24 protein-coding genes are annotated in these 19374 nt (G+C 70.7%); 21 read left to right on the forward strand and 3 right to left on the reverse strand.

The annotated features are described in order from the left end of the window. Window positions 1–2: 2 nt before the first annotated feature. Window positions 3–1118 (forward strand): phage minor capsid protein, encoded by a 1116-nt coding sequence (locus M6G08_RS30470; RefSeq protein ID WP_272590339.1) that lies wholly within the window; start codon window positions 3–5, stop codon window positions 1116–1118. Here M6G08_RS30470 and M6G08_RS30475 read toward each other — a convergent pair whose 3' ends face one another. Beyond that, window positions 1119–1319: a hypothetical protein gene (locus M6G08_RS30475; RefSeq protein ID WP_272590340.1), complete on the reverse strand. Its 201-nt coding sequence runs from the start codon at window positions 1317–1319 to the stop codon at window positions 1119–1121. It lies immediately after the preceding gene. A gap of 160 nt (window positions 1320–1479) precedes the next feature. On the opposite strand from M6G08_RS30475, the gene M6G08_RS30480 reads away from it, so the two are divergent. The 20 genes from M6G08_RS30480 (at window position 1480) to M6G08_RS30575 (ending at window position 17694) form a co-directional block, all read left to right on the forward strand. After that, entirely contained in the window at window positions 1480–2259 is a 780-nt protein-coding gene (locus M6G08_RS30480) for a hypothetical protein (protein ID WP_272590341.1), read from the forward strand. Between the two features lie 26 nt (window positions 2260–2285). After that, complete coding sequence (locus tag M6G08_RS30485) at window positions 2286–3197, forward strand: major capsid protein (protein ID WP_272590342.1); 912 nt, start codon at window positions 2286–2288, stop codon at window positions 3195–3197. Next, window positions 3194–3571: a hypothetical protein gene (locus M6G08_RS30490; protein ID WP_272590343.1), complete on the forward strand. Its 378-nt coding sequence runs from the start codon at window positions 3194–3196 to the stop codon at window positions 3569–3571. Before M6G08_RS30485 ends, M6G08_RS30490 begins: the two co-directional genes overlap by 4 nt. 68 nt (window positions 3572–3639) lie before the next feature. Further along, entirely contained in the window at window positions 3640–4104 is a 465-nt protein-coding gene (locus tag M6G08_RS30495; protein ID WP_272590345.1) for a hypothetical protein, read from the forward strand. A 21-nt stretch (window positions 4105–4125) separates the two neighbouring features. Beyond that, on the forward strand, window positions 4126–5979 hold the full coding sequence (locus tag M6G08_RS30500; RefSeq protein ID WP_272590346.1) for a hypothetical protein: 1854 nt from the start codon (window positions 4126–4128) through the stop codon (window positions 5977–5979). Continuing rightward, a complete protein-coding gene (locus M6G08_RS30505; protein ID WP_272590347.1) occupies window positions 5979–6653 on the forward strand; it encodes a glycoside hydrolase family 18 protein in 675 nt (224 codons plus the stop codon). The genes M6G08_RS30500 and M6G08_RS30505 overlap by 1 nt, the downstream gene beginning before the upstream one ends. 38 nt (window positions 6654–6691) lie before the next feature. After that, complete coding sequence (locus M6G08_RS30510; RefSeq protein WP_272590348.1) at window positions 6692–6967, forward strand: hypothetical protein; 276 nt, start codon at window positions 6692–6694, stop codon at window positions 6965–6967. A gap of 12 nt (window positions 6968–6979) precedes the next feature. Then, the gene (locus M6G08_RS30515; protein WP_272590349.1) at window positions 6980–7330 is read left to right on the forward strand and encodes a hypothetical protein; all 351 of its coding nucleotides are present in this window, start codon (window positions 6980–6982) and stop codon (window positions 7328–7330) included. Continuing rightward, window positions 7327–7758: a phage tail terminator protein gene (locus M6G08_RS30520; protein ID WP_272590350.1), complete on the forward strand. Its 432-nt coding sequence runs from the start codon at window positions 7327–7329 to the stop codon at window positions 7756–7758. The genes M6G08_RS30515 and M6G08_RS30520 overlap by 4 nt, the downstream gene beginning before the upstream one ends. A 10-nt stretch (window positions 7759–7768) precedes the next feature. Then, a complete protein-coding gene (locus M6G08_RS30525; RefSeq protein WP_272590351.1) occupies window positions 7769–8260 on the forward strand; it encodes a phage tail tube protein in 492 nt (163 codons plus the stop codon). A 1-nt stretch (window position 8261) separates the two neighbouring features. After that, on the forward strand, window positions 8262–8783 hold the full coding sequence (locus M6G08_RS30530) for a DUF7426 family protein (RefSeq protein ID WP_272590352.1): 522 nt from the start codon (window positions 8262–8264) through the stop codon (window positions 8781–8783). Between the two features lie 32 nt (window positions 8784–8815). Next, window positions 8816–8983, forward strand: coding sequence for a hypothetical protein (locus M6G08_RS30535; RefSeq protein ID WP_272590353.1), 168 nt, complete (start codon window positions 8816–8818; stop codon window positions 8981–8983). A gap of 113 nt (window positions 8984–9096) precedes the next feature. Then, on the forward strand, window positions 9097–11475 hold the full coding sequence (locus tag M6G08_RS30540) for a phage tail tape measure protein (RefSeq protein WP_272590354.1): 2379 nt from the start codon (window positions 9097–9099) through the stop codon (window positions 11473–11475). 2 nt (window positions 11476–11477) lie between these two features. Further along, a complete protein-coding gene (locus tag M6G08_RS30545) occupies window positions 11478–14678 on the forward strand; it encodes a hypothetical protein (RefSeq protein ID WP_272590355.1) in 3201 nt (1066 codons plus the stop codon). A gap of 9 nt (window positions 14679–14687) precedes the next feature. Continuing rightward, window positions 14688–15182, forward strand: coding sequence for a hypothetical protein (locus tag M6G08_RS30550; protein ID WP_272590356.1), 495 nt, complete (start codon window positions 14688–14690; stop codon window positions 15180–15182). A gap of 65 nt (window positions 15183–15247) precedes the next feature. After that, window positions 15248–16174, forward strand: coding sequence for a LysM peptidoglycan-binding domain-containing protein (locus tag M6G08_RS30555; protein WP_272590357.1), 927 nt, complete (start codon window positions 15248–15250; stop codon window positions 16172–16174). Beyond that, on the forward strand, window positions 16171–16524 hold the full coding sequence (locus M6G08_RS30560) for a hypothetical protein (protein ID WP_272590358.1): 354 nt from the start codon (window positions 16171–16173) through the stop codon (window positions 16522–16524). The genes M6G08_RS30555 and M6G08_RS30560 overlap by 4 nt, the downstream gene beginning before the upstream one ends. A 14-nt stretch (window positions 16525–16538) precedes the next feature. Next, the gene (locus M6G08_RS30565) at window positions 16539–16895 is read left to right on the forward strand and encodes a hypothetical protein (protein WP_272590359.1); all 357 of its coding nucleotides are present in this window, start codon (window positions 16539–16541) and stop codon (window positions 16893–16895) included. Further along, complete coding sequence (locus M6G08_RS30570; RefSeq protein ID WP_272590360.1) at window positions 16895–17338, forward strand: hypothetical protein; 444 nt, start codon at window positions 16895–16897, stop codon at window positions 17336–17338. The genes M6G08_RS30565 and M6G08_RS30570 overlap by 1 nt, the downstream gene beginning before the upstream one ends. Window positions 17339–17355: 17 nt before the next feature. Beyond that, window positions 17356–17694, forward strand: coding sequence for a hypothetical protein (locus M6G08_RS30575; protein WP_272590361.1), 339 nt, complete (start codon window positions 17356–17358; stop codon window positions 17692–17694). A gap of 45 nt (window positions 17695–17739) precedes the next feature. Here M6G08_RS30575 and M6G08_RS30580 read toward each other — a convergent pair whose 3' ends face one another. Next, a complete protein-coding gene (locus M6G08_RS30580) occupies window positions 17740–18594 on the reverse strand; it encodes a helix-turn-helix domain-containing protein (RefSeq protein WP_272590362.1) in 855 nt (284 codons plus the stop codon). Between the two features lie 10 nt (window positions 18595–18604). Beyond that, the gene (locus M6G08_RS30585; RefSeq protein ID WP_272590363.1) at window positions 18605–19351 is read right to left on the reverse strand and encodes a DUF6879 family protein; all 747 of its coding nucleotides are present in this window, start codon (window positions 19349–19351) and stop codon (window positions 18605–18607) included. Between the last annotated feature and the right edge of the window lie 23 nt (window positions 19352–19374).

A 19374-nucleotide genomic window follows, 5' to 3' on the forward strand; every position in this document is an offset into this window, starting at 1 on the left:
CCATGCCCGTGTCCCCGGCCATGGCCGAAGACCTCGCCACCGCCGTCGCCGACCTGTACGAGGCCGCCGAGGGCGTGCTGATCGAGAAGATCCGCCGCGCCCTGGCCGAGGGCATCAACTCCCCGGTGTGGGTGCAGCTGAAGCTGGCCGCGGTCGGCAACCTCCAGGCGGCGATCGACGAGGTGATCGCCGCGCTCCAGGCCGACGCGTCCGGAGCGATCGGGCAGGCCCTCGCCGAGGCGTACGACCGGGGGCAGCAGGCGGCCGTCGCCGAGCTGGGGGCGGTCGGCGTCGGCCAGGCCGCCGCCGCAGCGACCGCCCTGCCCACCGCCCCAGTCGTCGACCGCCTCGCCCAGGCCGTCATCGCCGACACCGGACCCGTCCATCTGCGGATGCTGCGGGCCACGATGGACGCGTACCGCGACGTCGTAGCCCGTGCCGCCGCAGCACCCGTGCTCGGCGCGCAGACCCGACGCCAGGCCGCGCAGGCCGCACTGGACGACTTCGCCGGGCGGGGCATCAAGGGCTTCGTCGACTCCCGTGGCCACGGCTGGGAGCTGCGCACGTACGTCGAGATGGCGATGCGCTCCGCTGTTGGCCGGGCGGCTGTTGAGGCGCACACGGATCGGCTCGGCGCTGCTGGCGTGGATCTGGTGATCGTGTCGCAGGCGCCGGAGGAGTGCGAGCTGTGCCGTCCGTGGGAGCGGAAGATCCTCACGAGGACGGGGCAGCCGGGGGCGCGGTCGGTGCAAGTGGAGCACGCGACGGAGGACGGCGAGATGGTCACCGTGCGGGTGGCGGGGTCGCTGCCCGAGGCGCGGGCGGCGGGGCTGATGCACCCGAACTGCCGGCACACGGTGTCCGCGTACCTGCCGGGCGTCTCTCGGATCCCGGCGGTGCAGCCGTCGCGGGGGACGTACGAGGACTCGCAGCGGCAGCGGTACTACGAGCGGCAGATCCGGAAGTGGAAGCGGCTGGAGGAGGCCGCGATGGATGACGCTCGCCGGGCGTTGACGCGGGCGCGGGTGCGCGCGTATCAGGCGCGGGTGCGTGAGCTGGTCGCGGAGACGGGCCTGCCTCGCAAGCGTCACCGCGAGCAGCTCACGACCGCACGGTGACTACCGGCGTCCCGCCAGAGGCGGCCGTACGACGGTGGTCCCCTTCGCTTCGGAGGGTGCGTTCGCTTTGAGGATCGAGTACGCCTCGGCGAACTGCCGGGCGGTCTCTCCATTGCCACCATTAGCGGCCTGCGTGATGGCTTCGAGGAGTGCGGTACGGGCCTGGTCTGCGAGCTGCGGCTCACTCTGGTTCTCAGTCATGAGCAGACCGTACGACCTTTGTCAGCAGGGTGTTCCCCCCTCCCGCATTGCCGCAGGTCAACGCCTCTCATTGAACTTCCGCCCGCCAGGCGCGGGCCGGATCGCACAACCCCCGCCAGGCGCGGGGCCGAACATCCCGACGCGCACCAGGAGTGCACGCATGCAGAAGCGAACCCTTCCCTGGCTGGCCGGTGCTGGCTGGGCACACCCCTACGGCCACGGCCCTTTCGCGCCGTACCTGTACGCCGACGGCGGGGACGGAGACGACTCCGGATCCGACAGCGGCGACAGCGGTAACGACGGCGCGGACGACGCCCAGGACGACGACGCCGGCGGGACCGGCGACGACGGCCAGGACGACGATCAGGCGAAGGACGAGAAGCCCAAGCCGAAGCCGCCCGCGAAGAAGGGCGACGACCCGGCGGCCGAGCTGGAACGGCTCCGCAAGGAGCTGAAGCAGGCCAACGCGGACGCCGCGAAGGCCCGCACCACGGCGAAGAAGAACGCCGCCGAGGAGGCCAAGGCGCAGCTCGTCCAGGAGATGGGCAAGGCCCTCGGCCTGGTCAAGGACGACAAGGACGAGGCACCGGACCCGGCGAAGCTCACCGCCGAGATCGAGCGGACGCAGAAGGCGCACCGCGAGACCGCGATCGAGCTGGCCGTGTTCCGCAGCGCGGGCAAGCACGGTGCGGACGCGTCGGCGCTCACCGACTCCCGGTCCTTCCTGAAGTCCATCGCCGACCTCGACCCGTCCGACGAAGGGTTCGACAAGGCCGTGTCCGCCGCCATCAAGGCCGCGGTCGCGGACAACCCGAAGCTCAAGGCGCAGGGCCAGGCGCCCGCGCGGACCAGCGGGGACTTCTCCGGCAGCTCCGAGAAGCCCAAGAACGGCAACAGCATCGAGGCCCAGCGCGAAGCCCGCCGCAAGGCGCGCGGCTGAGCCTCCCCGTAGACAAGGAGGCCCTTGTGGCCAACACCTTCCTCACCCCCAACATCATCGCCACGAGGGCGCTCGCCACCCTGTACGAGACGACCGTCATGGCCCAGCTCGTGCACAGGGACTTCGACGGCGACTTCCGCGGACAGCAGGGCGACACCGTCACCGTCCGCAAGCCCGCTGTGTTCACCGCGAGCGAGTTCAACCGGGCGACCGGCGTGGTCCCGCAGAACGCGACCGAGGGATCGGTGGACGTCACGCTGAACCACTTCGCCGACGTCTCCTTCACGGTCACCACCGAGCAGCTCAACCTGGAGATCCAGGACTTCGGCGAGCAGCTCCTCGACCCGGCCATGGAGGCCATCGCCCAGAAGATCGACCGGGACATCCTCGCCCTGCGGTCCGACATCAGCCAGGAGGTCGGTCAGGCGGCCGGGCGGACCCTGGCGGACCCGGAGGTCCTCATCGACGCGGGCACCCAGCTGAACCTCAACAAGGTGCCCACCACCAACCGCTACGCGGTCGTCGGCCCGCAGACCAACGGCGAGTGGCTCGACTCGGACATCCTGAAGAAGGTCAACGAGTCCGGCTCCACGGACGCGCTGCGCGAGGCGTACATCGGACGGCGCCTGTTCGGGTTCGACCCGTACTGGACGCAGAACGTCGAGCAGCCGGAGGAGACGCCGACCACGGGCGAGCCGACCACCGAGGTCGGTGTCGCGTTCCACCGGACCGCGTTCGCTCTGGTCACTCGTCCGCTGGAGGTTCCGCCGGGCGCCCAGGACGCGACGATCATGTCCTACAAGGGGTTCGGGCTCCGCGTGGTCTACGACTACGACATCAAGTACAAGCAGACCATGGTCAGCGTCGACTGCCTCTACGGCACCAAGACGCTCGACGCGCAGCGCGCCGTGCTGCTGAAGGGGGCTGACGCCGCATGATCCGCTACCGCAACCACAACACCGGGGACGTCGTCGAGCGACGCCAGGAGGACGCCCGCCTGGAGATGCTGCCGAACTGGGAGCGTCTCGCGGGCGACGAGAAGCCGGGCCCGGTCGAGGCGGACGGTGTTCTGTCCCGGCCGCAGGCCTCGCCCGGTGCAGCCCCGACCGACCCGGAGAGCCCGCAGGCCGAGACGGAGCGGGAATTCGCCGAGCAGCAGGAGGAGGCCGGGGACCCGCCGGCCAAGTCGGCGTCGAAGGAGGCGTGGGTCGAGTACGCGCAGGCTCGCGCCGTCTCGGACGAGGAGCGGGCGGAGATCCCGTCCCTGACGAAGGACATGCTGATCGCCAAGTACGGCGAGCAGCCCACCTGACAGGTTCGTCGCGAGCGAGGGAGGCCCGCCGTGGCCTCCCTCTCGCATGTCGATAGGAGGGAGGCCGCATGGCTGATCTCGTGACGAACATCGGCAAGGGCCGCCACGTGTACTACGCGGCGCAGGCCCAGGCCGGTACGGGTGGTGCGGTGCTGCGGGCGGTGGTGCTGGAGGCGACGGGCCTGGAGGGCGATGACGCGCTCCAGGACTACGACACGCTCGCCGCGCTGCTGGCTGGCGCCAGCAACGAGCAGACGGTGATGGGCCGGAAGGCGCTGACCGGGGTCACGGTGACCGTGGACGACGTCGGCAACGCAGTCAGCTGGACGGCCGGGGACCTGGTGTGGGCGGACGCGACGGGCAACCCCACGGGGAAGATCGTCATCGTCTTCGACCCGACCGGGGCCGGAACGGACGCGGATCTGATCCCGCTGACCGTGCACGACTTCGCGGTCACCCCGGACGGCACGTCGATCACCGCGTCCGTCGGCGCGGGCGGCATCGCCAGCTCCGAGGACAAACCCCCGGAGTAGTCGAAAGGAGGCGGTGCAGCCGTGCCCATCGTTCCCCTCGGCACTGCCCAGGAGACGGCCACGGCCGCACCCCTCCCCGGCAGAATCGCCACACCGACCGTCGCCCTGGTCGACGACTTCAACGACAACACCGTCGACCTCGGCCTGTGGCCCGACTCGTACGGCGGCATCACAGAGGCCGGCGGCCGCGCGCAGGTGCCGTGCGGCCTGGACTACGCCGCCTACGCCTCCGCCACCATCTACACCCTGCGCGACAGCCAGTTCTCCTGCCGGATGTACCCGGCGCCGCTCGGCGACTCCGTGGTGGCCTGCTGGTCGCAGGTCCTGATCCAGACCACCACCCCGGGCACCGACGTCGTCATCGAGCACAACGCGGTCGCCGACACCCTCGGCATGGCCCTCCGCGTCGGATACGCCGACCCTGAGTACACGGCGATCCCGTACGACCCGCACGACCACGCCTACCTCCGCATCCGACAGACCGGCACGGACCTGCTGTGGGAGACCAGCCCGAACGGTGTGGCCTGGACCGTCCGCCGCACGGTGGCCGCTCCGGCGTGGGTGTCCGATCCGACGCTTCAGATGCAGCTCATCGCCCACCGCGACGACGGCACCCCCGACATCGCGGAGTTCGACGACGTCAACGTGGTCCCGGCCATCGTGGTGGTGCCGCTCGGTACCGCCACCGAGCAGGCCGGCGCTGCCGAGTACGTCGCGGCGAAGGACCGGCCGCTGGACGAGGCCGCCGACGCCCACCAGGCCGCACCACTGGCCGGAGCCAAAGCGCGCCCGCTGACTGCTGCGCGCGCGGCGGATGCGGCGGGCGGGCTCACGATCTCTCGGCACACCGTGCTGGGCACGGCCGTCGAGCAGTCAGCGACCGGTCTGGTGGGCCACGCACGGACGGCGGCTGTCGGCCCGGCCCGGGAGGTCACGGCTGCGGGCGCTGTCGGGTACGCCCGTAGCGCGTCGCTGGGCGCCGCTTCCGAGCAGACGACGGCCGAGCCGATCACCTCGGCCAAGGCCACGGTCCTCGGCACGGCACACAGCAGCGAGCAGGCACGGCCCGTCATGACCGCCGGGGAGACCCGGCTCGGAGACGCCCGCACGGTGGACAGCGGGCACCCGGTGACCGGCAGTAAGACGGCTCCCTGGCTCCTGGCGGCGGCCGGGGACACCGCGCTGCCGGTCACCGCGGCCAAGGACCAGCCCGTCGGCGCCGCGGCCACATCGGACTCCGCTGCCTCGCTGGCTCCAGGCCGGGACGTACCACTCGCCGACGCGCACAGCCGGGAGAGCGCCGGCCGCCTGGCGGTGGGCAAGCGGGTGACGCTCGGTGTGGCCGCCGACGGCAGCCGCGGCGGGATGCTGCACCTGCACGCCTTCGGAGACCTCGGTGCCGCCTGGACGTTGGACGGGGCTCGCAGGCTGGCGGCCGTCAAGCAGCTGCTCCTCGGTACTGCTCGTGCGGCGGTCACCGGCGGCGGGCTGACTGCGGGCCACGTGGCTCGGCTCGGTGCCGCGCCAGCAGCGGACAGGGCTCGGCAGGTGGCCCGCGGCAAGGCGTACCGACTCGGTGTGGCCCGCTGCACCGACCGCGCGGCCGCCGTCACGGGCAGCAAGCGTCACACCGTGGGCGCTGCCACGACCGGCGAGGTCGCCGGTTCCATCCGGCAGCCCTTCCAGACCCGGCGCCTCCGTCTCGCCCGCGCGCACGACCTGGCAGGCCCCATCGAGGGCCGCAAGCGGCAGCCCGCCGACACGCTCACGCCGTCGGTGGCCGGGCCGACGCTCACGCCCTCGACGTCCGGCCCGCAGCTGGCCGCGTCCGTATCCGGGCCGTCCCTGACGCCCTCGACTTCTGGAGGTGGCTGATGCCCGACGTGGGAGACGTGGTCACCGCGCGGCTGACGGTGGCCCCGTACGACAGCTCGACGTCCGCCGTCCTGGTCGTGACCGCGCCGGACGGCACACTGTCCACACCGGTCACGTCAACTGTGGACGGCGGGCAGACGTGGACGGCGCCGCTCACCTACACGGCTGCCGGCGTGTGGCTGCTGCGATGGACGGTGACCGGGACGGGCGCCTCGGTGGAGAACCAGCAGATCGCCGTGGCTCCCACCCCAGGGGCCGGGCTGACCGGCCACTCTTACGCGACCACGACGCAGCTCGCCAACCAGCTACAGGCAGCGCCGCCCCTTGATGCTGCACGGCAACTCGTCGACGCCTCCAAAGCCCTCGACGACGCCCTCCTGACCGCCGTGTACGACACCGACAGCGCGGGCATGCCCACCGATCCGGACGTGCAAGCGGCGTTCGCTGAAGCGGTGTGCGACATCGTCGACTGGTGGGACGAGACCGGCGATGAACTGGGCGTCGACAGCGACTGGCAGTCCGTCAGTGCGGGACCGGTGTCCATGTCGCGGGGCTCGAACTCGAACTCGGCACAACCGGTGGGCAACGGGCACCTTCCGCCTCGCGCTGCTGCGGCGCTTCGACGTCTGCCGCCGGAGAAGCTGCGGCTCGGGATGGTGGCGACGCCGTGGTGAGGCGAGTCCCTAGGAGGGTGCTGCGGCACCGTCTGACGGTGGAGCCGTACGGAGGGTCGTCCAGCGTCGGTGACGTGTACGGCTCCCCGGTGATCGTGCGCTGCCTGCTGGACGAGTCGACGCAACAGGTGACGACGCCGGGCGGGGAGAACGTGACGTCGTCCTCCTCATACATCGCCTGGCCCGACCATCAGCCGCCACTCAACTCGCGGGTGACGCTGCCGGACGGCCGCAAGACGAAGGTCATCAAGGTCGGCCGGATCAACGCTGTCGGGCTGCCCGTACCCAACAACACGCAGGTGTTCTTGCAGTAGGGAGGGCCCGCTGTGGCGCAGCGTTTCCGACTCGACTTCAACGGCACAGCGGTCGAGCGGGAACTCCGCGCCGCTGCCGCCCGCGGCCTGCTCCTCGGCGCCGAACACGTACTGGCCGAGGCGCAGGACGTGGTGCCGCTCGACGAGGGCTACCTCCAGTCCACCGGCACCGCCTCCGTGGACGAGGGCGACCTGACCGCCGCCGTGAGCTTTGACGGCCCGTACGCCGTGCGCCAGCACGAGGAGCTGGACTGGCGGCACGCGCCGGGACGGCAGGCCAAGTACCTGGAGCAGCCGCTCAACGCCAACCGCGGACCCGTGCAGCGGCTCATCGCGGCCGAGCTGAGGCGGGCCATGCGATGAGCCACGACGCGGACCTGTTCCAGGGCGTCGCCGAGCTCCTCGACGCCGACGGAGTCGGCACCTACGCCCCGGACGCGGTCCTGCCGGCCGACGTCACTGGCATCGTCCTCGGCAAGTCGCCGGACGGCCCGGACCGGGTGCTGGGCCTCACCCTCTATCCCGTCGCCGACGACGACAGCACGGACTCGATCACCGGCATCCAGGCCCGCATGCGCTGGGGCACGGACGCGACCGGGCTCGTGGCCCTCGCCGACGACGTCTTCAACGTCCTCCACAACCGCCGCAGCTACCGGCTGCGCGGGGTGTGGGTGGAGATCTCCTGGCGGAACAGCCAGGCCTGGATCGGCCAGGACACGCGCGGCCGCATGGAGCTGGTCAGCAACTACTACTTCCGGACCGTGCGGACCGGACCCCACCTGATCGACTGAGGAGAGAACCATGTCGACACCCGTCGAGACCAACGAGAACGAGCTGGCACGCGAATGGCGGCTCGAAGTGAACATGGGCACCGGCGAGGTGGCGGACTGGCAGCTCTGCCCCGGAGTCCGAGAGTTCCAGCCGTCCGCCGAGCCCAACATCGAGGACTCCAGCGACTACGACTCCGACGGCTGGGCCGGAAACACGAAGACGGCGCAGGCGTGGGAGCTGGCGGTCACGATCCGCCGCAAGGCCAACAAGGCCAGCAAGGTCTACTCGCCCGTGCACGAGGCGATCCGCCTGGCCGCCGACGAGTACGGCGACGCGAACCTCGTCCACCTGCGGTGGATGAACCGCAACGGTCTCCCCGAGGCGTACGAGGGCAAGGCCATCCCGACATGGGCCCCGGCCGGCGGCGAGTACTCCGCGCTGGGCGAGGTGGAGATCACGTTCACGGGTGACGGCCCCCGCCTGGTGATCGACAATCCGCTGAACGAGCCGGAGACCCCCTGATATGGCTGCACAGTTCGAGGCCCTCGGCGACTTCCTCGACGACTACCTGGAACTGCCCGTCCTCACCAAGGGCGGGCAGAAGCGCGTGTACCGGATCCCGTCACCGACCGCCGAAGCGGGCCTGCGCGTCGAGGCCATCACGAAAGCGGCGGCGCAGCTCTTCCTCGGCGGCGCCGCGCCGGACGAGGAGATGCTGAACGACGACGAAGAGAAGGATCTCTTCCGACTCGTCCTCGGCCCGGTCCACGACGAGATCGCGGCCGACCTGTCCTGGACCCGCTTCCGGCACGTCGCGATGACGACGATGGTGTGGGTCCTCAACGACCGCGACACCGCCGCACGCTTCTGGTCCAGCGGTGGCGACCCTTCTCTCTTGGCCCCGAACCGGGCAGCCCGTCGGCAGCAGAAGTCAGCGCCCTCGGCGTCGGCTGCGGCGAGCGGGACCCGGTCACGGGGCTCTACGAGTGGTACGAAGGCGGGCTCCCGCCAGCGTCGCAAGCGCGGCAACAGGGCCGGCGGGTAACCCGCGTCGAGCTGCTGGAGCAGTGGCCGCTGGTGGAGGCGGACTTCCAGGACACCTACGGCCTCGACCTCAACGACGAGCAGCTGCTCGCGCGCCGGTCGTGGCGCTGGTTCCAGACCCGCCTCTACGGCCTCGTCTCCGCCGACTCCCGCGTCGCGCGGCACTTCGCTCCTCCACCCCCCAAGCAACGTAGGAGGTAGCCGTCGTGGCCCTCGTCGTAGGCGAACTCACCGGCGTCATCAGCCTCGACGCGGACGGCGTCACCCGTGGCCTCACCCAGGCCGAACGCGCCATGCGCAACGCCGGGCAGGCCATGGGCGACGACGCCGAACGGGCCGGGCAGCGCGCGGGCCAGGCCCTCGGCGACGGCGTGGCGGACGGCGTCACCGGCGGCCTTAACAGCGTGCAGGGCGATGCCGCTCAGGCCGGGCGTCAGGCCGGTGAGGAACTCGGCGACGCCATCGTGCGCGGGGTCGATGGTCGCCTCCGCGACGGACGCGGCCGGTTCGTGGCGGCCGGCCGTGAGGCGGGGGAAGCCGTCGGCGACGGCCTCCAGGACGGCGGCGAGCAGGGCGCCGACGCTGCTGCGACGGGCATGAGCGAGCAGATGAAGGGCCGCATGACCGCGGCCGCAGCCGGGATCGGTGCCGCCGCCGGCCTGCTGCTCATGCAGTCCTTCACTGAGGCCCTGAGCCAAGGGGAGATCACCGCCCGGCTCGGCGCCCAGCTCGCCACGACGCCGGCGGAAGCGCAGCGGTACGGGAAGCTGGCCGGGCGGTTGTATACGTCCGCCGTGGTGGATGACTTCCAGCAGGGCGCGGACACGATCAAGGCGATCGCGTCGGCGGGTCTGATCCCGCCCGGGGCGACGAACAAGCAGATCATGAGCATCGCCTCGAACGCGTCGGACCTGGCGGATCTGCTCGAAGTGGACGTGTCGCAGGCGGCCAGCGCGGCCGGGACGATGATCCGTAACGGGCTCGCCAAGGACGGGCGCGAGGCGTTCGACCTGCTGGTGAAGGGCTCGCGGGGCCTCGGTATCGCCAGCGAGGACTTGCTGGAGACGTTCACCGAGTACTCGCCGGTCTTCAAGGCCGCGGGCCTGTCCGGGCAAACGGCGATGGGCCTCATCCGGCAGGCCGTGCAGGGCGGCTGGGGCAAGGACACCGACAAGATCGGCGATGCTTTCAAGGAACTGAACCTGCGAATCACGGGCGGCGCCAAGGACGTCCAGGACGCGCTGCGGGGCCTCGGTCTCGATGCCCAGCAGGTCATGGACGACATCTCCGAGGGCGGCGCCAAGGGCGAGAAGGCCATGGACCTCGTCCTCGACGCGCTGGTGGAGATGGGCCCGGAAACGCAGGGCGTGAAACAAGCCGTGCAGACGTTGTTCGGTGGGCCCGGTGAGGACCTGGGTGCGGCACTGTTCGCCCTGGACGTCGACAAGGCGGGCAAGTCCATGGGCAACGCCGCCGGGGAGGCCGACAAGCTCGGCGCCGCGCTGCGGGACAGCGCGGGTACGCGGGTGAAGCAGTGGCAGCGCGGCATGCAGCAGGGTGTCGTGGACTTCCTCGGCGGCACCGTCATCCCCGGTATCGAGACGTTCCGAAAGGCACTCGGCGGAATCTGGGACGAGGCGGGTGCACAGGCCTCCAGTTCGGCGTTCGCCGACCGCCTGGTCGCGTTCATCCCGCTTCTCGGGGAGCGGCTCCTGGTGAAGGCGCAGGAGCTTGCGCCAAAGATCATCGAAGGGCTCACTACCGCCGGCCAGCGGGTCGCCGAGTACGTGATGGCCAACCCCACGTCCGTGTTCAAGGCCGTCGCCATCGCGGGCGCGCTCACGATCGCCATCGCCGCGCTGCCTGCCCTGGTGGCTCTGGCGCTCAGTGGCGCGGCCGTCGTGATGATGTACGGGTTCGTGTCGCGGCTGTTGAGCGCGGCGGGTGAGAAGCTGCCGGAGCTCGGCACGTCGATCAGTAACTGGTTCGGCGGCCTGTGGTCGACGTACGTGTCCGGGCCTGTGAGCCGGGCATGGGCGTCGTTCATCGCGTCGGTGAAGGCCCTGCCCGGGAAGGCCAGTGCTGCCCTGTCCGCGCTCGGGCCAATGATCGCGGCGCGGGCGTCGGCGGCCTGGCGGGGCTTCCGGGACACGACGGTGCGACGGGCGATGGAACTCGTCGGCTGGGTGCGGAGCCTGCCCCGACTGATCTCCCAAGGCGTCGGCCACCTGGGCAACCTGCTGACGAGCAAGGGCAGGGACGTCGTGCTCGGCCTGTGGCGCGGCATCCGCTCCATGGGCGGCTGGCTGAAGTCCACGCTGATCGGCTGGGCCAAGTCCATCATCCCGGGCCCGGTGGCCAAGGCGCTGGGGATCTCCTCGCCGTCGAAGGTGATGGCGAAGTCCGTCGGCCGGTGGATCCCACGGGGCATCGTCGCCGGTATCGAGTCGACGCAGGGCGAGGTCGACCGCACGATGGCGGGCCTTGTGTCCACGCCGACGCCGTCTGCTTCGTATGCCGGCGCTGTCGGTTCGGCCGTGGGCGCGAGCGGCGGCGGGGGCAGCGGCTCTGTCCGGACGGCCACACTCACTGCTGGTGACGCGCTCAGCGACCAAATCCTCACCATCATCCGCAAGCAGGTCGGCATCAACGGCGGCGACGTCCAGGTCGTCCTCGGCAACAACAGGAGGTAGCAGTGGCGTTCCCGGAGGATTCGCTCGGGCTGCGGGTTGAGTTGCTGATCGATGGCACCTGGACGGACATCACTGCGGACGTCTACACCCGGGACCCGATCACCCACCAGCGGGGCATTCGTAACGAGGGCACGGCCGCGGATCCGGCGGCCGTGCCGATGACCCTGAACAACAAGTCCGGTAAGTACAGCAACCGCAACCCCATGTCCCCGTACTACGGGCTCATCGGCCGCAACACGCGCGTACGCCTGTCCCTTCCCGGCGAGGAGTCCTACCTCCAGCTCGACGGCGACCCGACCAGCTACGCGTCCACCCCCGACGACGCCAGTCTCGACATCACCGGCGACCTCGACATCCGCTGGGAAGGCGAAGCCGACTGGTACGCCACCGGGGTGCACACCCTCATCGGCAAGTGGGACACCGACCCCGCAGCCCGGTCGTACATCCTGCAGCTGCAGGACGGAAACCTCCGCGTGCAGGCCCTCCGCGAGGGTCTGGCCAGCGGCCCTTTCGGCCAGGCGCCGCTTCCCGTGCTGCCCCGCCGTGCCGCGCTACGCGCCACGCTGGACGCCGGCACCGGCGTGATTCGCCTGTACTGGGCGCCGACCCTGGACGACCCGTGGACTCCCATCAGCGGCGACATCGCCGTGTCCGCCCCCGTCACCATCGCCAGCACCACGGCACCGCTGTACATCGCGCCCACGTCCCTCGACTCCAACCCGCCTCGCCAGCCGATGGCGGGCCGCACCTACCGGGCCGAGGTCCGCGCCGGCATCGACGGCCCCCTCGTCGCTGCTCCGGACTTCCGCACGCAGACCCCCGACGCGACTAGCTTCACCGACTCGGCCGGCCGCGCCTGGACCCTGTCGGGTGCCGCTGAGATCCGCGACAGGGTGGACCGCTTCATCGGTGAAATCAGCGAGTGGCCGCAGAAGTGGGTGGCGTCAGGAGCGGACGCGTGGGTGCCCGTGCAGGCTGCGGGCATCCTGCGCCGCCTCGGCCAGGGCACGAAAGCCTTGGACAGCGCGCTCCGTCGCCGCATCCCGTCGTACGGGCCGATGGCGTACTGGCCGATGGAGGAAGGCCAGAACGCTGACCACGCCTCCACCCCCATCGCCAGGATGGACCCGCTGTACTTCACACAGGTGCAGTGGGCCGCCGACAGCAGCCTCCCGTCCTCGGCGCCGCTGCCCACGATCGCATCCCAGACCGGCGCCCTCTCCCACATGTCCGGCATGATCCGGAACCTGTCGTGGGCGCCTGTGCCGGTGTGGTCGGTGATCTGGATGTACCGCATGCCGCAAGTGCCCACGACCCGCAGAACGTTCATGCTGATCCGGTCCACGGGCACCGTCCGCGACTGGTACGTGCAAATGGGCCCGGACAACACTCGCCTCCTCGGGGTCGGCTACGAGGGCGAGACACTCGTCGACCGGACCATCCTGACGCCCGCGAGCGTCATCTTCGGCAAGTGGATTAAGGCCCGGTTCTCCATCGAGCAGGAGGGCAACACCGTCCGCTACATCCTGGTGTGGCAGGACATCAACGGCGACGCAATCCACTACGAGAACACCCTGCCCGGCGTCATCGGCCGCCCGACCGGCGTCAGCTCACCGCCCGGCGGCTTCCACCCCGACATCAACGGCATGGCGATCGGTCACATCTCCGCATGGACGGAGTACGACACCGTCGCCTACGACAACGCCATGTCCGCCTGGACCGGGGAGACGGCCGGCGCCCGGATGCTGCGCCTGTCCGCCGAGGAAGGCCTCCCTGTCACGCTGACCGGGCCGTCGTCCACCACAGAGCAGGTCGGCTACCAGGACATGGCACCAGTTCTGGGACTCATCCGGACGGCCGCCGACGCGGACAGCGGGCTCCTCACCGAGGACCAGACGGCACTGCGGCTCCTGTACCGGCCCCGGGCGACGCTGTACTCGCAGGAGCCCGCACTGGTCCTGGACTACGCGCAGGGGCAGATCGCCGGACCGCTGGATCCGGTCGACGACGACTCGAACATCCGCAACGACGTCACGGTGACCCGCGACGGCGGCAGCGCCACCCGGGTCATCCTCGCCGAAGGCCCGCTGTCCGTGCTGGAGCCTCCGGATGGCGTCGGTGTCTACGACGACGCCATCACTCTCTCCCTGCACGACGATACCCAGACCGAGCCCAAGGCCTGGTGGGAGTTGCACTTGGGCACATGGGACGAGCCCCGCTACCCGGCCGTCACCGTCAACCTCCACCGACACCCCGAGCTGATCCCCGCGGTGCTGGCCATGCGCGAGGGCGACATCATCCGCCTGACGAACATGCCGAACTGGGTGGCACCGGGCGACGTCGACCTGATGGTCATGGGCCTGAAGGAGACCCTCCTGCCCCGCAAGTGGGAGATCACCTTCAACTGCGTGCCGGCCGGGCCCTGGCAGGTCGGAGTCGTCGGTGATGGGCTGCTGGGCCGGGTGGACACCGACGGCACCGAGCTCGCCGTGGACGTGGACGCCGCCGAGACGGTGCTGCCGGTCACCGTGACCGCTGGACCGACGTGGATCTCCGCCAACCCCGTCCTGAACGCCAACCCGCTCTTCGCAGACGACCTCACCGGGTGGACGGCAGCCGGGGCCGTCATCGAACGGGTACCCGCCCCGACCTCGAAGCCATTCGCCGGCGGATGGGCGCTGCGGCTCACCCCCGACGGGCTGTCCCAGTTCCCCAACGCGGGCAGCGAGCACATCCCGGTCGTGCCCGGCCAGCAGTACACCGTCTCCGGATGGCTGCGCTGCGCCACCACGCGCAACGTCGGGCTCAACGTGAACTGGTTCGACGCCGCCGGCACCTACATGACCACGGCCCCCAACGGCCTCGACGTGGAAGCCGGCACCTGGTCGTGGTCCGAGATGACCACGACCGCCCCGGCCGGAGCCGCCACAGCGAACATCGCCCCCACCGTGGCTGACTTCCCGCCACCCACCGATGTGCTGTGGGCGCACAACCTGACGCTGCGCCTCGGGGGCGGCTCACCCCGCGACTTCCCCTTCGCTGTCCGGGTCGGTGGGGAGGTGGCGACCGTCACTGCCATCACGGCAACTGGCGGGGCGACCACGCAGCTGATGCATGTCGTCCGGTCCGTCAATGGCATCACCAAGCCGCACACCGCTGGGACGGACGTCCGCCTCGCCCACCCCACCCGACTCGCCCTGTAGGAGGACCCTGTGGCCTATGAGCCCTGGCAGCCGGGCATGGTCTTGACCGCCAACCGTCTTGCGTCGATCTCGCCGACATGGCGCGCCTGGACGCCCACCTGGACCACCAGCAGCGGCAACTTCCTGCCGTCCTTCGGAGACGCCGCGATCGACTGCTCGTATGCCGAGTCAGCCGACACCGTGTTCTGGCAGATGGAGATCATTTTTGGCGCCAGTACGAACTTCGGTGGAGGCGGAAGCAGCGACAACTGGCTCTTCAGCCTGCCCGTCCCCGCGGCCGGAATCCCCTCCTGCATCGGGTTCTTCGAGCTGAACGCGACGATCGACATGCGCGTGGTCGGGCGCGGACGCTGCTTCACAACCGGTGACGTCTCCATCGAGATCTCCTCGGGCAGGGTCGACGGAACCGCCGTCGCCGGCGGCGGCATCGCCGACGCCGCGTCCCCGTGGTCTTGGGCTTCGGGCTACTCCATCCGAGGCAGTGGCCAGTACCAACGGGGCTGACCCCCATTCACTCCGTCCGCCCCGCGCCGTCCTGGCCCGGGGCTTTCCTCATCTCTGGAGGACCCATGGCCTCACCCATGTCCGCAGGTTCGTTCCTCGACGCGCTCCGCGACGAGGGCCTGGTCGTCGTCGAGGTCGGCGACTGGGACGACCACAACCGCAACCACAAGGGCCCCTGGGGTCCCGTCCACGGGGTGATGATCCACCACACCGTCACCCACGGCTCCGCCCGGACCGTCGACATCTGCCGCCGGGGCTACTCCGGCTTGCCCGGCCCGCTCTGCCACGGCGTCATCACCAAGGACGGCAAGGTCCACCTCGTCGGCTACGGCCGCGCCAACCACGCCGGGTCGGGTGACGACGACGTCCTCCGCGCCGTCATCGCCGAACGCGCGCTGCCCGGCGACAACGAAGCGAACACCGACGGCAACCGCCACTTCTACGGATTCGAGTGCGAGAACATGGGCGACGGCGACGACCCCTGGCCGGAGGCGCAGCTCCTCGCGATCGAGAAGGCGGCGGCCGCGATCTGCCGGCACTACGGCTGGAACGAGGAATCGGTGATCGGCCACCTGGAGTGGCAGCCCGGCAAGGTCGACCCGCGCGGCTTCACCATGTCGTCGATGCGTTCCCGGATCAGCAAGCGGCTGGGGAAGAAGCCGTCTACCGGCGGCGGCTCCTCGGCGGGCACGTACACGGTGCGGAAGGGCGACACGCTCTGGTCGATCGCCCGCGCGCACGGCGTGACGGTCGCGGCGCTGGTCGACGCGAACAACCTGCGGGACCCGAGCAAGCTGGCCATCGGGCAGAAGCTGAAGCTGACCGGCAGCACGGTGACCACGTACACGGTGCGGAAGGGCGACACCCTGTGGGGCATCGCCCACGACCGCCTCGGCGACGGCGGCCGCTGGGGCGAGATCGCCAAGCTCAACAGCCTCCGAGACGCGGACGCGCTGAGCGTCGGCCAGAAGCTCCGGCTGCCCAAGAAGTGATCGTCAACCTCACCCCGCACCCCATCCGGATCTACGCGCCTGACCGGCCCGACGGCCTCGACGACCTGGAGCCCGGCCTCCGCTACGTCATCGAGCCGGAGGAGAAACCCGCCCGGCTCGGCGTGATTGCCCTCCACACCGAGTACCGCGAGGGCATCCCGGTGGAGCTCGTTCAGTACGGGCACGCGCAGGGCCTTCCCCGGCGACGGGCCAGCGTCTCCTACGTGGTGTCGCTGCCGGTCGCGCTGGCGCTGGCTCCGCGCCGTTCGGATCTGCTCGTCCCCTACCGCGAGGTCCGCAACGCCTCCGGGACCGTCATCGGCTGCCGCCAACTGGCGCAGCCCGTCTAAGAAGAGAGCCCCCGATGAAGATCTTCGGCAGAGAACCGGTCGTCGTTCTCAACACCCTGTCCGCCGTCCTCGGCCTCATCGTCACCCTCGGCGTCACCAGCCTGACCGCCGAGCAGGCGGGTGCGGTCGTCGCCGTCGTGTCCGCGGTCCTCGGCGGTATCGCCGCCGCCATGACGAGGCCTATCGCCCCGCAGGCGTTCACGGCGATTGTCGCCGCAGGGGCCAGCGCGGTCGCTGCCTTCGGCTTCGAGGTGTCGCAGGAGACCGTCGGCGCCATCAACACGGTCGTCCTCGCCACGCTGACACTCCTGACCCGGGTGCAGGTCACCCCGTCCCGACCGTCGGCCCCGACCGGCCCGACGGCGGTCTGATGGCGTGCCGGGCGGTCCGGCAGACCCGGAAGACGCTGGGCCGCCGCGGCACCTTCCTGCTGGTGCTCGGCGTCGGAAAGACCTGCTGGGGCCTCAGCTTCCTCTTCTCCCCACCGAGCCCCCACGGCCTGGAGCTACTCACGCGCTGGTGCTCCCTGCGGCACTGGGCCTGGCTGTGGATCATCTGCGGCATCGTCACCGCAGGGTCAGCGTTCCTCCGCGTCGGCCGCGACCGCTACGGGTTCCTCGCCGCGCTCGCTCCCCCCACCGTGTGGGCCATCGCCTACACCGCCGCTGTCGTCAGCGGCACCTACTCCCGCGGCCTGTGGGTCGCGATCTGGTACCTCACCTCGCACGTCGGGGTCATCATGTGGGCGAGCACGGTGCCCGAGCATTCGGTCCCCCACGTGCCGCGTTCCGCCCGGAAAGGGCGGGAGCCGTGACCCTATGGGCTGGACTCGTGGCCGCGTTCGGCACGGTCGGCATGGTGGTGGCCGGCCTGTTCGCTGCGCGGGCGACGACGCGAGCGGCTGCGGCAACGTCGGAGGCTACGCGGGCGGCGGCGTTGGCACAGGCGGAGCCGTCGCAGCGGGAGCAGGACCGGGCCGCGTTCGAGGCCATCAAGACGGAGCTGAAGTCGGATCTCGCGGAGACGAAGTTGGAGGTGCAGCGGGTTCGGGGTGTGCTGTGGTCGATCTCGCGGTGGGCGTTGGCCCTGCGGGACCAGGTGGTGGACCTGGGCGGCCAGCCTCCGCAGACGCCGCAGGATGTGGAGGACTACTACCGAACTGGAGTGTGAGCCTGGCCCCCATCGCCCCTTCGCGGGGCGGTGGGGGCCGTTTCGTCATGCCCGTGGATGTAGCGACCGCCGGGCCCGACCGATGACGTTCTGTGCGTCCGCCCCGTACACCGCCGACTCCCGCAGCGTCTCCCACACCCGCACGTACGAAGCGACCGTCTCCGCATCGTCCAGCCACAGCTCGGCGTGCCAGTCCTCCGCGATGACCAGCTGCCGGTCGAGGACCCAGAACCCGTTCGCGGCCGGCACCTTCAGCGACGCCCCGAGTGGGATGACGCCCAGCTCGACGGTGTCCATGCCGATCACCCCAGCCAGCCGATCGAGCTGCGCGACAAGCACCGCGGGCGGACAGACCAGGGCGTGCAGCGCTGGCTCCCACACGAGGGCGTGGAACCGGCGGCCGCCCCGGTACAGCCACGCCTGGCGCTCTATCCGCGACCGGACCGCGGCCTCGGTGTCCCGCTTGGTGCCGTACAGGTCGGCGTAGCGGAGGAAGATGTGCCGCGCGTAGTCCGCGGTCTGGAGCATGCCGGGGACGACACTCTCTTCCCAGGCGTGGATGGTGCGGGCCTTGTCGACGGCGACGTTCCAGGTGTCCTGGACGGGCCGGTGGCCGGCGGCGAGCTGGCGGCGCCAGGACCGGATGTGGGACTCGAAGCCGCGGAGGCGGGCGAGGAGTTCGTCGGTGGCGTCCGGGTGCCCGACCGCATCGGCCCAGGCGCGAAGGTCGTCGCCGGTGGCGGTCTGCCGGCCGCCCTCCAGCTTGTACACCTTCGAGTGGGGCCAGCCGAGTCGCCCGGCGAGCAGAGGGCCGGTGAGACGGCCACCGGCAGCGGAGAGACGTAGCTCGCGCAGGCGCGCGCCGAGGGCCTCTCTCGCTTGCTGGTAGTCCGTGCTCACCGGCGCTGGGTCAGCCCTTCAGTCCCTCGGCGAACTCAGCGCAGGGGACTGCGCCGTGCATTGCAGCGTCCCGCAGCTGGCAGTAGCGGAGCACCTCGACCGGGTCGGTGATGACCTCGACGTCGTGGAAGACGTCCGCCTCGTCGAAGCGGAGCCGGGCCACGAGACGGCTGTCGAAGACCCAGAAGTCGTCGTCGCCGAGGAGCCGGGCTTCCGCTTCACTGCGGGGCAGGCAGCGGATGTCCTCTCCGGCCGCGGTGTTGCGGGGCGAGTCGGCGAGGAGGAACAGCTGGCCCTCGGTGGGCGGCTCGTCGAGAATGCGGACCCGACCGATGGTCTTCCCGGCGGCGACCTGGGCGCGGATGTTCTGGGACCAGTCGTCGTCGTAGTCGAGGGCGATGCTGCCGGTCTCGACGAACTCGAGGTAGGTGGGGTCCTCGCGGTCGGAGGCGTAGCCGCGGCGGGTCTCCAGCCGCCAGGCGGTGTGCTCGAACGTCTCGAAGAGCTGCCCGAACTCGTCGAGGCTGATGATGTCGGGCACGCGGTCCAGCTCCTTGGGGCCGTGGTGTACGAGCAGCTTGCGGGGCACGGCCACCGCAGCGTCGTCGGGCCCGAAGTGCTGGAGCCTGTCCAAGTCTTCAGAGTCGGTGACCGGCCGCCCCTGGACGATGATCTCACCGCTGCGGGTGTCCTCGTGCAGGGCCGGGCAGCCGCCGTTCTTGCTGTCGGTGCCGGTGAAGCGCAGGCGTCGCGCCATGGGTCCGTCCCTCCCGTAGATCG

It is taken from the genome of Streptomyces sp. M92 (assembly GCF_028473745.1).
Taxonomy (GTDB): Bacteria; Actinomycetota; Actinomycetes; order Streptomycetales; family Streptomycetaceae; genus Streptomyces.

What these genes read in the sequence shown, in the direction of transcription:
- M6G08_RS30470 (WP_272590339.1), top strand. Translation starts at nt 3, where the DNA reads ATGCCCGTGTCCCCGGCCATGGCCGAAGACCTCGCCACCGCCGTCGCC.
- M6G08_RS30585 (WP_272590363.1), bottom strand. Translation starts at nt 19,351, where the DNA reads ATGGCGCGACGCCTGCGCTTCACCGGCACCGACAGCAAGAACGGCGGC.
- M6G08_RS30540 (WP_272590354.1), top strand. Translation starts at nt 9,097, where the DNA reads ATGGGCGACGACGCCGAACGGGCCGGGCAGCGCGCGGGCCAGGCCCTC.
- M6G08_RS30555 (WP_272590357.1), top strand. Translation starts at nt 15,248, where the DNA reads ATGGCCTCACCCATGTCCGCAGGTTCGTTCCTCGACGCGCTCCGCGAC.
- M6G08_RS30570 (WP_272590360.1), top strand. Translation starts at nt 16,895, where the DNA reads ATGGCGTGCCGGGCGGTCCGGCAGACCCGGAAGACGCTGGGCCGCCGC.
- M6G08_RS30530 (WP_272590352.1), top strand. Translation starts at nt 8,262, where the DNA reads ATGGCTGCACAGTTCGAGGCCCTCGGCGACTTCCTCGACGACTACCTG.
- M6G08_RS30475 (WP_272590340.1), bottom strand. Translation starts at nt 1,319, where the DNA reads ATGACTGAGAACCAGAGTGAGCCGCAGCTCGCAGACCAGGCCCGTACC.
- M6G08_RS30520 (WP_272590350.1), top strand. Translation starts at nt 7,327, where the DNA reads ATGAGCCACGACGCGGACCTGTTCCAGGGCGTCGCCGAGCTCCTCGAC.
- M6G08_RS30525 (WP_272590351.1), top strand. Translation starts at nt 7,769, where the DNA reads ATGTCGACACCCGTCGAGACCAACGAGAACGAGCTGGCACGCGAATGG.
- M6G08_RS30565 (WP_272590359.1), top strand. Translation starts at nt 16,539, where the DNA reads ATGAAGATCTTCGGCAGAGAACCGGTCGTCGTTCTCAACACCCTGTCC.
- M6G08_RS30480 (WP_272590341.1), top strand. Translation starts at nt 1,480, where the DNA reads ATGCAGAAGCGAACCCTTCCCTGGCTGGCCGGTGCTGGCTGGGCACAC.
- M6G08_RS30495 (WP_272590345.1), top strand. Translation starts at nt 3,640, where the DNA reads ATGGCTGATCTCGTGACGAACATCGGCAAGGGCCGCCACGTGTACTAC.
- M6G08_RS30490 (WP_272590343.1), top strand. Translation starts at nt 3,194, where the DNA reads ATGATCCGCTACCGCAACCACAACACCGGGGACGTCGTCGAGCGACGC.
- M6G08_RS30505 (WP_272590347.1), top strand. Translation starts at nt 5,979, where the DNA reads ATGCCCGACGTGGGAGACGTGGTCACCGCGCGGCTGACGGTGGCCCCG.